The organism is Pseudomonas fragariae (ex Marin et al. 2024) (genome assembly GCF_059621105.1).
In genome coordinates, this window is the sequence record NZ_CM184369.1 from 5184934 (window position 1) to 5198612 (window position 13679).

Genomic DNA, 13679 nt, shown 5'->3' on the forward strand with positions numbered 1-13679 from the left:
CGGCTGGCAGTGTGTCGCGAAAATAAAAGCACACTGCCATTACACGTTCCCTACATCGCTTTTACGAATAACTCACAAATTACCTTCTAGACTCCTCTCATAAGCAGAGGGAATCACCATGAAGCGGTATTGGCTGTTGTTGTCGCTGGCCATCGTGCTGGCGGGTTGTCAGTCCACCCGTGACCAGATGCTGGCCGAGGGTTATCCGCCGGGCTTTGCAGACGGCTATCAGGATGGTTGCAGCAGCGGCAGGGAAGCAGCAGGCGCCACGACCGGCCAATTCCGCAAAAACGTACCCCGTTACTTGAAAGACAAGCTCTACGCCCAGGGCTGGACCGATGGCTTTCGTCAGTGCGAGACCTCGCAGGACAATCGCGACCGGCTTGATCCTGGCCAGGTCTTCAATGAGCGTGATCGCGCCTGGGAGCAGGAAAAGACCCGCAGTGCCGCCAAGGCCTATCGTCCGAACTGACCCGCAAAGCGTGGAAAATCGACGAAACCAATGATGTCCTGCTGTGGCCCAAAGCCTATTAGGGAGGACTTTTCATGAGCCGCGCATTCGTAAACGAAGACAACGCTGCCGCCGAGGCCGAACAACCGGTAGAGCGGCTGGTCAGCACACAGATCAACTACGTCACTGCCGAAGGCCTGACCCTGTTGAAGAAACACGTCGGCAGCCTGCAGGCGCAGCACAGTACGCAAACTGCGTTGGGCGAAGCGGCGGACAAGCAACGACTGGCCGACCTGGAACGCGACCTGCGCTACTTCAACCAGCGCCTGCAAAGCGCGCAGGTCGTTGCACCGGCAGTGTCGACCGAAAAAGTGCAGATCGGCAGTTGGGTGACGTTCGCGGATGAAGAGGATAACCGCCAGCGCGTGCATCTGGTCGGAGAGGATCAGGCCGATGCAGCCAACGGGCTGATCAATTGGGGATCGCCACTGGGCCGCGCCCTGATCGGCGCACAGAAAGGCGATGAAGTGTTGTGGCAGCGCCCGGCAGGCGATCAGTCGATTGAAGTGCTGCTGATCGAACCTGACGCGTGAGCCAGGCCAGCCAACGGCAGCGCCGCTCCTTGCAAGGAGCGGCGCGTGCCTGAACGCTGATCAGGCCAGCTTTTTGTGACGCACACGATGCGGCTGGGCAGCCGCTTCGCCCAGACGCTTCTTGCGATCGGCTTCATACTCGGTGTAGTTGCCTTCGAAGAAGATCGCTTGCGAATCGTCTTCGTACGCCAGGATATGCGTGGCTACACGGTCAAGGAACCACCGATCGTGAGAGATCACAATGGCAGCGCCCGGGAAGTCCAGCAGCGCTTCCTCCAGTGAACGCAGGGTTTCCACGTCAAGGTCGTTGGACGGTTCGTCGAGCAGCAGCACGTTGCCGCCCTCTTTCAGGGTCAGCGCCAGGTGCAGACGACCACGCTCACCACCGGACAGGTCCTTGACGAACTTCTGCTGATCGCCGCCCTTGAAGTTGAAGCGACCGACGTAGGTACGCGACGGAATCTCATAGTTACCGATACGGATCACATCGGAGCCGTCGGACACAGCCTGGAACACCGACTTGCTGCCGTCCAGGTCATCACGGCTCTGGTCCACACAGGCCAGCTGCACGGTTTCACCGACTTCGATGCTGCCCGAATCCGGCTGCTCCTTGCCCATCAGCATGCGGAACAATGTCGACTTACCGGCACCGTTACCGCCGATCACGCCAACGATGGCGCCTTTGGGCATGGAGAACGACAGGTTGTCGATCAGCACGCGGTCGCCATAGCCCTTGGTGACGTTCTTGAACTCGATAACCTTGTCGCCCAGACGCGGACCGGCAGGGATGTAAATCTCGTTGGTCTCGCTGCGCTTCTGGAATTCCTGCGACTGCATTTCTTCGAAGCGTTGCAGACGCGCCTTGGATTTGGACTGACGCGCCTTGGCACCCTTGCGGACCCATTCCAGCTCGTCTTTCATGGCTTTTTCGTGCGCGGTCTGCTGCTTGGATTCCTGCGCCAGACGGTCGGACTTGGCTTCAAGCCAGCCGGAATAGTTGCCCTCGTAAGGAATACCGGCGCCGCGGTCGAGTTCCAGAATCCAGCCAGCCACGTTGTCCAGGAAGTAACGGTCGTGCGTGATCGCAACCACAGTACCCGGGAAGTCGTGGAGGAAATGCTCCAGCCAGGCGACCGAGTCGGCATCCAGGTGGTTGGTCGGTTCGTCGAGGAGCAGCATGTCCGGTGCGGAGAGCAGCAGGCGGCACAGCGCGACACGGCGCTTCTCACCACCGGAAAGGACCGAAACCTTCGCATCCCAGGCCGGCAGGCGCAGCGCGTCGGCGGCGACTTCCAGCTGACGCTCCAGGTTATGGCCATCGCTGGCCTGCAGGATGGATTCGAGCTTGGCCTGCTCGGCCGCCAGCTTGTCGAAATCAGCGTCCGGCTCGGCGTATTCGGCGTAGACCTGATCGAGACGCGCCTGGGCGTCCTTGATCACGCTGACCGCCTCTTCCACGACCTCACGGACCGTCTTGTTCGGATCAAGTTGTGGCTCCTGCGGCAGATAACCCACATTGAGCTCCGGCATCGGACGTGCTTCGCCATCGAACTCGGTGTCGACACCCGCCATGATTTTCAACAGCGTGGATTTACCCGAACCGTTGAGGCCCAGCACACCGATCTTGGCACCGGGGAAGAAAGACAGAGAGATGTTTTTCAGGATTTCACGCTTCGGCGGCACAACTTTGCTCAGCCGATGCATGGTGTAGACGTATTGAGCCATGAAATGAAAACCTAGCGTCTGTAATGAGGACCGATTTGGGTAACGAGCTTAAAGCTCCGGCCGGAAAAAAGCTTTTATTTGTCCTTGAGACTTGCCGCGGGACCGTTCCGAGCCTTGAATAAACTCAGTTGGAAACCTGTCGGGCAGTGCTGGCAAATATAAAGCCTGATCGATATTGCAAAAAGTGGAGTCACTCATGCAGGAGTCGGTGGAGACCACGCGTTGCGCAAAGCTACCCGAATGCTGCGTGCAGGGCAAACGATACGGCCCAACGGGACTGGCACTTTGCCACAACTAAAGGCATGCTAGCCGCCCTCTTTGGGCGACCCGCCTATTTTACATAAAGCACCACTGCTTCAGTCCAGCAGTCAGGAACAGCGATTTGCCCACTTCAACGCCTCTGTCGTCATCCAGTGTCGCTACAGACAGTGCGACCAGGCCTCTGCGTGGGTCAGTGAAAGGCGTGTTGGCGGGTCTGGTTCTGGTGGTGCTTGCCCTGTTGCTCTGGCAACTGATCGAGCAGTTTCACCAGACTCAGGAGCGTCAGCGTCAGCGCAGTCTGGAGTACAGCGTGCAGCTGTCCGACCGGATGAGTCTGAACATGGCGCTCAAGGCGCAGATCGCCATGAACCTGCTGGACGAGGCACTCTCCTCCGGGGAGCAGTTGGAGCAGCCGACGACGCTGGTGAACCTGCGCACTGCCCTGCCCGCCCTGCGCAGCGTCGCTCGCCTGAACCCGGCGGGTGAGATTGTCAGTGACAGCGCCGAGGCCTCGCGCGACGCTGAGTTTCTCGGACGGGCCATGAAACAGGCGCGAGGTCGCCCCTACTTCTATACCAACTCCGAAGACGGCAACCAGATTTATATACTGATTCGCCTGGGCAACGGCGTGAGCGGCGATTACTGGGCAGTGCGCGTGGCGCCCGAGGCCTTGAAGGAGCTTGCCAGCCAGCCGGCTCAGGACTTTCAGCACCTGTGGCGTCTTGAACAGCGCAAGACGCAGCGGGTCATTCTCCATGAACCGGTGGCCGCCAACGACGCGGACAGTGGCCTGTACGACACCATTCTGCTTCAGCCGCTGAGCAACAGTGACTGGCAACTGCGGGGGCTGTTCGATACCTACAAGACCCGCAGCGAACTGCTTGCGCCGCTGATCGGCAAGTGCCTGATCGGCGTGCTGCTGTCGATCCTGCCGTTGCTCGCGCTGATGAGCCTGCGCAGACGCCAGCGCCAGATGCTGCAAAGCCGACGCCGCTACCGGGATATCTTCGAGGGCGCGGGCGTCGCAATCTGTGTCATGGACATGTCCGGCCTGCAAGAGCAACTGGAAGCACTCGAGGTCAGGAACGGCGAGGACTTCGAGCGTCTGCTCAAAAGCCAGCCCGCCTCCCTGAAACGCCTGTTGCAGCAATTGCGCATCAGCGAACTCAACGAAGTCGCTCTGAGCCTGCTGGACATCGAGCACCGCGAACAGGCATGGCAACCGTTGATCGAGGGTGAATCGCGCTCGCGTCCGGGGGTCGGCATTCCGATCATTCAGGCGGTTCTCGCCGGACAGCCGCGACTGGAACTGGAAATCTGCCTGACCCGTGCAGGCGGTCAGGATCAGCACCTGTGGCTGGTCATGCGCCTGCCCGAGACACGCGGCGACTTCGATGCCGTCATTCTCAGCATTGGTGATATCACCAGCCGTAAACAGGTCGAGCTGTCGTTGCTGGACCGCGAGAGCTTCTGGTCCGACGTGGTCCAGACCGTTCCCGACCATCTGTACGTTCAGGACGTGCTCAGCCAGCGGGTGATCTACAGCAACCACCACTTCGGCTACACGCTGGGTTACAGCAAGTCAGAACTGCACGCCATGGGCGAGTTCTTCTGGGAAGTCCTGCTGCACCCCGACGACGCGCGACACTATCAGGACATGCGCCTGCGCCAGCGTCACCATGGGCACAATGAATTACTGCAAAGCGTGTTGCGCTTTCGGGACCGCGAGAGCAACTGGCGGAGCTTCGACATTCGCGAACAGGCACTGGCCTGGGACGCAGAAGACCGGGTCACCCGCATCATCGGCATTGCCAAGGACATTACCGAGCAGGTCGCGTCCAGCCAGTCGCTGCGTGACAGCGAACAGCGTTACCGCATGCTCGCCGAAAGCATCAGTGACGTGATTTTCTCCACCGACGGCCGGCTGGCAGTCAACTACGTCAGCCCTTCGGTAGAACGTGCGCTGGGCTACAGCGCCGAGTGGATCATACAGAACGGCTGGTCCGCCGCGATTGCCAACCCCCAGCAAATAGTCGGTTTTGATGCGCTCATGAGCCGCATCGACAAGGTCCTCGACAAACCTCAGGAACTCGCCAGGCTGCGCGAAGAAGTCACCACCCGAATGTTCCTGTTCGACTGCCTGCGTGCCGACGGTCGCAAGATCCCGGTGGAACTGCGCGTGGTGCTGGTGTGGGGCGAACACGGCAATTTCGAGGGCATCTTCGGCGTGGGCCGGGACATCAGTCAGCAGCGTCGGGCCGAGAAAGACCTGCGCATGGCTGCCACTGTATTCGAGCATTCGACATCCGCCATCCTGATTACCGACCCCGCCGGCTATATCGTGCAGGCCAACGAGGCCTTTACCCGCGTCAGTGGCTATGAAGTAGCTCAGGTGCTCGATCAGTTGCCGGGCATGCTCACCGTGGAATCCGAACAGGAAACCCGCCTGCGCCACATTCTCAGGCAGTTGAACGGACAAGGCACGTGGGAAGGTGAAATCCGGCTCAAGCGCCGTAACGGCGAACACTACCCGGCCTGGGTCGGCATTACCGCAGTCCTCGACGACGAAGGCGATCTGGCCAGCTACGTGTGCTTCTTCAGCGATATCAGCGAACGCAAGGCCAGCGAGGACCGTATCCACCGTCTGGCCTACTACGACGCGCTGACTCACCTGCCCAACCGCACCCTGTTCCAGGATCGCCTGCATTCGGCGCTGCAGCACGCCGAGCGCCAACAGGCCTGGGTCGTGCTGATGTTCCTCGACCTCGACCGCTTCAAACCGATCAACGACTCCCTGGGGCATGCCGCGGGCGACCGGATGCTGCAGGAAATGGCCACGCGGCTGCTCGCCTGTGTGTCGGTGGATGACACCGTGGCCCGCATGGGCGGTGATGAGTTCACCCTGCTGCTGGAACCGGATGAAAGCCGTGAAGCGGCGCTGAATCGCGCCATTCACGTCGCCGAACGCATTCTGACCAGCCTGATCACGCCGTTCGTGCTGGAAGGCCGCGAGTTCTTTGTGACCGCCAGTATCGGCATCGCACTCAGCCCGCAGGACGGCAAGGAACTGAGTCAGTTGATGAAGAACGCCGACACGGCGATGTATCACGCCAAAGAGCGCGGCAAGAACAACTTCCAGTTCTATCAGGCCGACATGAACGCGACCGCGCTGGAGCGTCTGGAGCTGGAAAGCGACTTGCGCCACGCCCTGGAGCAGAAGGAGTTCACCCTCTTCTACCAACCGCAGTTCAGCGGCGACGGCAAACGCCTGACGGGCGCGGAAGCCCTGTTGCGCTGGCGCCATCCGCGCCGCGGGCTGGTGCCGCCCAACGACTTCATCCCGGTGCTCGAAGAGCTCGGGCTGGTCGTGGAAGTCGGCGACTGGGTCCTGGCCGAAGCCTGCCGTCAACTCAAGCACTGGCATCAGGCCAGGGTTCGCGTGCCCAAGGTGTCGGTCAACATCTCGGCACGGCAGTTCTCGGACGGTCAGCTCGGTAAACGCATCGCCCACATACTCGAACAGGCCGGCCTGTCACCCGCCTGTCTGGAACTGGAGCTGACCGAAAGCATCCTGATGCGCGAAGTCAACGAGGCCATGCAGATACTCGATGGCCTCAAGAACCTCGGCCTGAGTATCGCCGTCGATGACTTCGGCACCGGCTACTCGTCGCTGAACTACCTCAAACAGTTCCCGATCGACGTGCTGAAGATCGACCGCACCTTCGTCGATGGCCTGCCGTCCGGAGAGCAGGACGCCCAGATCGCCCGCGCCATCATCGCCATGGCCCACAGCCTGAACCTCTCGGTGATCGCCGAAGGCGTAGAGACCCACGAGCAACTTGAGTTTCTCCGCGAACACGACTGCGACGAAGTCCAGGGCTACCTGTTCGGCCGCCCGATGCCACCTGCCCAGTTCGAAGCGCAATTCAGCAACGACGCGTTGTTCATGCTGGATTGAGGGCCAGTTCTCGCAACGTCGCCATCGTCCATTTGAACGATAGCCGAACCCTTGAATATGAGTAGACTTGAGCCACTGCCTCGCACAGCGTCGACGACAGCGAGCGCTCTACCCATAACAAAGAACACAAGGGGGTAGCATGATCAGCGATACAACGTCCCTGGACAGTGTTTCCTGGCAGGTCGTGGAAGCCTTGAACAAGGTGATTCTCGCGCTTCAGACCGAGGTCAGCAGTGCGTCTATCTCTACGTTTCATCAACAGGCACTTGAGCGGGTGCGCGCGCTGGTGCAGTTCGACAAGGCCTGGTGGGGCAGATCCACCTGGCGTGACAACTGGCCCGTCGAGCACAGTTCCTTTTTGCTCGGCCTGCCCTCCGGTTACGCCGCCGAGTGGGAGCAACTCAAGACCTCGGATGCCAGCGTCGGCAGAATGCATCAGACCCAGGGCGTCTGTCAGGTCATTCACTGCACGGCAGCGGATGCCCCTCCCGCGCTTGCCGACCTCGGACGCCAGTACGACCTTTGCTTCGCGCTGGGCATAGTCCTGACCGACCCGCACACCCAGCAGGGCGTGCATTTGACGCTGTTTCGCTCGGCCGACCACACGCCCTTTTCGCCCTTGGACAAACGCCTGATCGAGTGGCTGATGCCGCATCTGATCGCCGCTGAACAGGCCAGTTATCTGCGCACGCTCACGACCCTGCGGGAAACGCAGGGGGCCTACGATGAGACCGCCATGGCGGTGAGTGATCGTTACGGCGTGCTGCTTTCCATGGAGCCTGCGTTCGCGTCGATGCTGGCCTCGGAATGGCCCGACAGGCCGTCCAATCGTCTGCCCCGACAGTGCAACCCTCAAGCGGGCTATTCGAGCCATAACCTGCACATCACGTCGCAGCCGGTGGGCGACCTCGTTCTATTGACGGCGCGCCGACGCAGCAGCCTGGAACTGTTGAGCACGCGCGAACTTCAGGTCGCCCGAGGCTTTGCGGTCGGACAGACGTACAAGGAAGTTGCGCGCAATATCGGTATGTCGCCCTGCACCGTCCGGCACCACTTGAGAAAGATCTACAACAAGCTCGGTGTCACCCGTAAAGCGCAGATCGCCCAGTTACTGCATTTGACTGACGGCTGACGCCAACGCGCTCTATCCCCATTTCCGGTTTTTCCAATAACTGCCACCCCGCAAGGGAGGGCTGTGCTCGCCCATAAAAATAACAAGGCACTTACCGATGTCTTTAAAAAACCACTTTCTCAGCGCTTCAGGGCTCGCCATGGCGATCCTGTGGTTATCGTCCACAGCGTGCGCCACCGAGAATGCGGCGCCCACGACAGCCGCTGGCGTTTTTGACTTTGGCGCAGGTTTCATGCCGCCCACCACCCCCAATGGCACCGTCGGCATGCGCATCAGCAACTACCACGCGGATGTCATCAAGGACAGCCACGGCAATGACAGCCCCAACGACTTCCAGATCAACGTCCTGGCGATCGGCCTCGCCTACTTGCGAATGACCGATCAGGCGTTTTTGGGGGCCCGCTATGGTTTCGCGGTGGTGCCGATCTTTTTCAAGATGGATGCAGACCTGGGCGTGAACGTCGGGGGGCAACGGGTAGTCAGCGACAGCGCAGCGCTGTTTCGCCAGGCGGACCTGCAAGTGGTGCCGATCATCCTGGACTGGAAGCTCGGGCCGGGGCTGGGCATCAATACCCAACTGATGATTCAGGCGCCCACCGGGGACTATGACAAAAACCGCCTGGTCAGCCCTGGCACCCATCACTGGACGGTCTCTCCGCTGTTGAATGCGACCTACGTGTCACCCGGCGGCTTCGAGGTTTCCTCGAGTTTCCAGATCGATATAAACGCGCGTAACCCCGACACCGATTACCGCAGTGGCGTTGAGTACCGGCATGAGTTTGCAGTGGGCCAGCATGTCGGCGACTGGACCGTCGGCATCGGCGGCTACTACTACCGGCAGCTGTCGGACGACGACGCGCCGGGGCTGACCCGCGGCAATCGCGCGCGGGTACTCGCCGCAGGCCCTGCAGTGAGTTACTTCAAACCCGGCTCAGGTCTGCCCCCCATCTGGTTGCACGCCTACAAGGAGTTCGACGCCCGCAACCGTGCCGAGGGCTACACCGTGGCGCTGCGTACCGGCATCAGCTTTTAAGTGGCGTGCGCACCGCGACGACACGCTTTCAATCCTGGAGACGATCGATGAACGACCTGCACGAATTATTCAATACGCTGGACGGCCGTGGCCTGGCAACACTGGTACGCAATGGCGAGGTGAGCCCCGGCGAGCTGCTGGAAACCGCTATCACGCGGGTCGAGCAGGTCGAGCCCGGCCTGAACGCCGTCAGCGAAAGGCTTTACGAGCAGGCGCGCAGCCAGGCGAGCGGAAGCAGCGTCAGACAGGGCGTCATGGCAGGCGTACCGACCCTGGTGAAAGACATGTTCACCCCGATGACCGGAGCACGGATGACCAGTGGCTCGCATGCGCTGGGCGAGTTTCGCTCAGACATCGACTGCGAAATCGTCAGCCGGCTGCGCCAGGCCGGCTGCCAACTGATCGGAACGACCACCGCCCCTGAATTCGGCGTGTCCTACAGCACCGAATCGCAACGCTTCGGCGCGACCTGCAATCCGTGGAATCTGCAGCACAGCGCGGGTGGTTCCAGCGGGGGTGCCGCCGCTCTGGTTGCGGCGCGCGCCATCCCCTTCGCTCATGGCAACGACGGCGGCGGCTCGCTTCGCGTGCCGGCTTCCTGCTGCGGCGTATTCGGCTTCAAGCCCTCGCGCGGCCTGCTGCCGTCCGGCCCGATGGTCGGCGAGGGCTGGGCAGGCCTGAGCACCGCTCATGCGATTACCCTGTCGGTAGGCGACAGCGCCGCCCTGCTTGATGCCACTGCCGGGAGTGACCTGGGTGCTCCCTATGCGGCGCCCATGCCAGCGACGCCCTTTGCACACGCCGCAGGACGCGATCCCAGGCGCCTGAAAATCGCCCTGATCTCGGCAATATCACCCTGGCCGGCCGAACCGGAAGCCCTGGCCGCACTGCAACACACTGTGGCCTTGCTGGAGGCGCTCGGGCATTACGTGGTCCCGACGACGTTGCCGGTTCAGTTACCTGAATTCCTCGATGCGACGTTCGACATCATCGGCTCACACACCCAGGGCTACCTCGATCTGCTGGGCAAAATGCGCGGTTTCCCGGTGGCCATGGACGAAGTGGAGCCGCGCACCCGCGTGATTCTGCGCGAACGCGGGCAACTGCCTGCAACACGCTACATTTCCGCGGTCGAATCGATGCATGCACTGGGCCGGGCGATGGCCGGTTTCTTCGAAGAGTACGACATTGTTCTCACCCCGACGCTCAACCGCGCGCCGCCCCGCCTGGGGGAGCTGGCCTTCGACGACGACAGCCGCTCCCTGCAGGACTTCATCGCGCTTTCGCACCGCTACTCGCCCTACACGGCGATCTTCAACGCGACAGGCCAGCCGGCCATGTCCGTGCCCCTCTACTGGACAGCCGATTCGCTGCCGCTGGGCTCTCACTTCGCCGCGCGGTTTGGCGACGAACTGACCTTGCTGAGCCTCGCCGGGCAACTGGAACGCGCCCAGCCGTGGGCCGCACGCAGGCCGCCGCTAAACGCTTGTGCGGGTTGATGCGAAGGGATTATTGGCGGTGGCGAGACCACCGCCTGCGTTGCTGACGGCGGTCTGCCGGCTACAGGCTTATGGCTCGCCAGCCGCTTGCTGTGCCGGCGTCGGGTGCGACCCGGTCAGGTACCGGAAGCGGTCGTAGAGACCCGCCACTACCTGCCCGCCTGCGATCCTGCCCGGAATTGCCGTTTGCAGGGTACCGACCGCGCTCCCCAGACGCGAGGTGCCGACGTAATTCCCGGCCCAGGACGCTGCCGCCCTGCCAGCCTGGTGCGCCGCCTTGCCTTTGTCAGTCAGGTAGCTCAACCCTTTGCCGGCTGCTGCGCCAGCCACTTCTCCAACCATCCCCGGAAGCGTGAGGTTGGCTGCGGTCAGGACCGCAGCACCGGAGGCGTAGCCTTTGATCCCCTTGTCGAGAAAATTCCAGACTTTGTTGACGCCCAGAAACCCTGTCATCACCAGATTCAGGCCGACGATTTCCTTGAAGACCTGAACCGCCTTTTGCATGTCGACTTCAGGGTTCATGGCCAGCTTGAGCATCTCCGATACGCACCAGACGCCGTCCGCCGCGTAATCGGCTTTGCCGACCATGCTTTTCATCAACATCACCAGCGCCGCACCGATACTCGCCGTCAGGGCCACCAGGCCCAGTTTGGTGTAGAAGTCAGGGTCCGCCTTGCGCTCCCCCTCGGCCAGTTGCAGCCCTGCGCGCAGGGCATCGGCGCTTTCGAACCTGGCCTGGAACTCGCTGCTCTTGGTGCCCAGGTACGTCAGGCTCGAGTTCATGATGTCGGTGATGCTTTTGTCTTGCTTGTACAATTCGGTCGCCACTTTCATCTGCTGGGCAAAATGCTCGCTGACGTCGAAATGCCTGGCCACGGCAAGATGGTCTTCCTCCGGGATGCTGGCGTTCCCGGTGTCTTGCCTGGAAAGCTTGCTCTTGGCGAGTTTGAAGGCGGCGACGATCGATTCGCGGTTGAATACGCCCAGCGTGGCTGCGCCCGATGCCACGGCCGTTGCGATACCGAAGCCGACCTGCTCCAGCAGGTGTTCGTTCCTGGCAAAGGTGGGCTGCGCCACGATGGCGTTGGCCAGCACGGTGACGAAGTAGCGGTTCAGGCCGTGATCGACATTGGTCCGCGCGTTGGTCAGCTCGTTCATCATCAGGCCAGCCATGAACACTGCGTTCTTGGTGAAGTGGGCAACCAGCGATGAGCTGTAGGAGTTGTCCTTGCTGACGAACGCCACGGCCAGTGGCAAGGGTGCCAGCGCGAGCAGCATCGCCGGACTTGCAAGGATGCGACTCTTGAACGAGGCACCGTTCTTGAGCGTGCCCAGTTCGGCATTCATGCTTTGGTTAAGGCTGAGCAACTCATCTTTCACATCAGAGGGTAGCCCCGAGCGGCTCAACACTGCAGGCAACTGTTCGTTGTGAGCGCGCCAGGCGTCGAGTTGACCCTGGCCGTTGGCCTGAACGATTGCGCCCAACATGTCACGCTCGGCTTCGCTCAGCGCCGACGATGGTTTTTCCAGCAGCGTCTTCACAACGTCGGACGTCGTGGTAGCAGCACTGGGCAAATGACCAAGACGGGCCAGTTGCTCCTCGCTCAATACCAGCGAACCGTTGGCCAGCGCCAACCGCAGTTTTTCATCGAACCCCATGCCGCACCGGGCCTCGATGTCTCCTTCAGGGGCGAAGGGCAACGGGGTATTGCTGACGATATCGCGTTGTTCCTGCGTGAGATGCAGCACATGCTTGTTCAGGAAGGCATGCATCTGATCGGGCGACAGGTGTGGCGCCGGGGTGCGCATCAAGGCCAGCAACCCCTTGTCGTCCATTGGCGCGAGCGCCCCATAGGCATCAAACTTGCGCACCAGATTGCCGCCGGCCTTGAGCAATGCCTGGCTTCTCGTCAGCCGGGGCTCGGCAGCCTCATGGCCAGGTGCAGGTGCTTCGCCTGGCTCGATGGAGATTGCTTCCAGCCTCGGCAAAATGCCGTGTTCGCGCAATAGCTGCAGCAGCGCCTCCACCACTTCCGCCAGCTCGCGCAATTCATTGCAGGCAGGCGCGTCCTGGCAATTTTCGGTCAATGCCTGCAATGCGCCGGGCAACGTCTCCAGGTCATTGAGCGTGTCGGCATGTGAGCGCAGCAGACTGACGACCGCTTCGGGGTGACGCTGGAGGCTGTCATTCAACTCCGCAGTACGCTGCTTGGCCGTGTGAACGAAATGGCTGAAGAGCGTGTAAGACGAAACAACGGGGGGCTCTGCGCCCAGCGTCTCGGGATCCAGATGAGTCAACGCCAGCAGATCCGGAATCGCCCGGGCCAGAGCGGGCGGGCGGGCAGTCAAACGAGCGACGGATTGGTGCAGCCGCGCCGTCCTGAGCCCCTCGCAGGCCAGCGACAGTGAGTCGTGAGATGCATGAGAAGCAGGCATATCGGCCAGCCGGCCAATACAGCGGTCAAGCAGGTCTTTCAGCGCCGGCGCCTGATCCTCGTCGGCAAGTTGGTGCCAACCCTGCTCGGTCGTGGCGACCTCGGCCAGGCTTTGGCAGAGCTGGGCAACTGTGGGCCAGGACGGCTGCTGTTTGTCCAGCTCACGCTGAAGAGCAGACAACAGACGTACAGAGTCCTGCGCTGGCGCGGTCGAGGTGCGACCAAATGCCACAGCCAGCTCGCCGGAGGCAAAAAACGCCACGGTAAGAGCCTGCTGCGGAGTTTGCTCACTAGCGCCGGCTGCATCGCCGGACGCGGGAGCAACCTCCGGCAATGAGGAATGAGAGGAGCGCGTTATCTGGGAGGGCATCATGGGCGTTTTCCCTATTGTCGGTGGGTACGGGCAACAGACCGACTGAGTGTCGTCCGGCCCGGAACGGTTCCGGTAATTAAGGGGAAGTCGGTGCGTGATCGCTGAAATTGCGAGTGGATGTGCCCGGTTCACGCCGCCGATGACTAAATTGATCTTGACCATCTCATGCGGCCGGGCCCCACACAGAACAAGCCTTGCGCCTGCAGCACGACCATGATT

8 protein-coding genes are annotated in these 13679 nt (G+C 61.4%); 6 read left to right on the forward strand and 2 right to left on the reverse strand.

Features of this window, described 5'->3' with window-relative positions; translation table 11 throughout:
• The first annotated feature begins 118 nt into the window (after positions 1-118).
• On the forward strand, positions 119-472 hold the full coding sequence (locus AC54XV_RS22440) for a lipoprotein (RefSeq protein ID WP_024652392.1): 354 nt from the start codon (positions 119-121) through the stop codon (positions 470-472).
• 74 nt (positions 473-546) lie between these two features.
• The gene (locus tag AC54XV_RS22445; protein ID WP_277249151.1) at positions 547-1044 is read left to right on the forward strand and encodes a GreA/GreB family elongation factor; all 498 of its coding nucleotides are present in this window, start codon (positions 547-549) and stop codon (positions 1042-1044) included.
• Between the two features lie 60 nt (positions 1045-1104).
• On the opposite strand, the gene ettA is transcribed toward AC54XV_RS22445, so the two are convergent.
• Complete coding sequence (ettA, locus tag AC54XV_RS22450) at positions 1105-2769, reverse strand: energy-dependent translational throttle protein EttA (RefSeq protein ID WP_003399986.1); 1665 nt, start codon at positions 2767-2769, stop codon at positions 1105-1107.
• A gap of 382 nt (positions 2770-3151) precedes the next feature.
• Between ettA and AC54XV_RS22455 the strand changes: the two genes are divergently transcribed.
• From AC54XV_RS22455 to AC54XV_RS22470, 4 genes are all read left to right on the forward strand, one after another.
• Entirely contained in the window at positions 3152-6988 is a 3837-nt protein-coding gene (locus AC54XV_RS22455) for a sensor domain-containing protein (RefSeq protein ID WP_496717227.1), read from the forward strand.
• A 139-nt stretch (positions 6989-7127) separates the two neighbouring features.
• Complete coding sequence (locus AC54XV_RS22460) at positions 7128-8120, forward strand: helix-turn-helix transcriptional regulator (RefSeq protein ID WP_011268927.1); 993 nt, start codon at positions 7128-7130, stop codon at positions 8118-8120.
• A gap of 97 nt (positions 8121-8217) precedes the next feature.
• On the forward strand, positions 8218-9153 hold the full coding sequence (locus tag AC54XV_RS22465; protein ID WP_060406342.1) for a SphA family protein: 936 nt from the start codon (positions 8218-8220) through the stop codon (positions 9151-9153).
• A 47-nt stretch (positions 9154-9200) separates the two neighbouring features.
• On the forward strand, positions 9201-10652 hold the full coding sequence (locus tag AC54XV_RS22470; RefSeq protein ID WP_060406343.1) for an amidase: 1452 nt from the start codon (positions 9201-9203) through the stop codon (positions 10650-10652).
• Between the two features lie 69 nt (positions 10653-10721).
• Here AC54XV_RS22470 and AC54XV_RS22475 read toward each other — a convergent pair whose 3' ends face one another.
• Positions 10722-13460: a HopW family type III effector protein gene (locus tag AC54XV_RS22475; protein WP_496717228.1), complete on the reverse strand. Its 2739-nt coding sequence runs from the start codon at positions 13458-13460 to the stop codon at positions 10722-10724.
• Positions 13461-13679: the final 219 nt, after the last annotated feature.

Coding starts and splice junctions, on each gene's coding strand:
- AC54XV_RS22445 (WP_277249151.1), top strand. CDS start 547: ATGAGCCGCGCATTCGTAAACGAAGACAACGCTGCCGCCGAGGCCGAA.
- AC54XV_RS22475 (WP_496717228.1), bottom strand. CDS start 13,460: ATGATGCCCTCCCAGATAACGCGCTCCTCTCATTCCTCATTGCCGGAG.
- AC54XV_RS22460 (WP_011268927.1), top strand. CDS start 7,128: ATGATCAGCGATACAACGTCCCTGGACAGTGTTTCCTGGCAGGTCGTG.
- AC54XV_RS22440 (WP_024652392.1), top strand. CDS start 119: ATGAAGCGGTATTGGCTGTTGTTGTCGCTGGCCATCGTGCTGGCGGGT.
- ettA (WP_003399986.1), bottom strand. CDS start 2,769: ATGGCTCAATACGTCTACACCATGCATCGGCTGAGCAAAGTTGTGCCG.
- AC54XV_RS22470 (WP_060406343.1), top strand. CDS start 9,201: ATGAACGACCTGCACGAATTATTCAATACGCTGGACGGCCGTGGCCTG.
- AC54XV_RS22465 (WP_060406342.1), top strand. CDS start 8,218: ATGTCTTTAAAAAACCACTTTCTCAGCGCTTCAGGGCTCGCCATGGCG.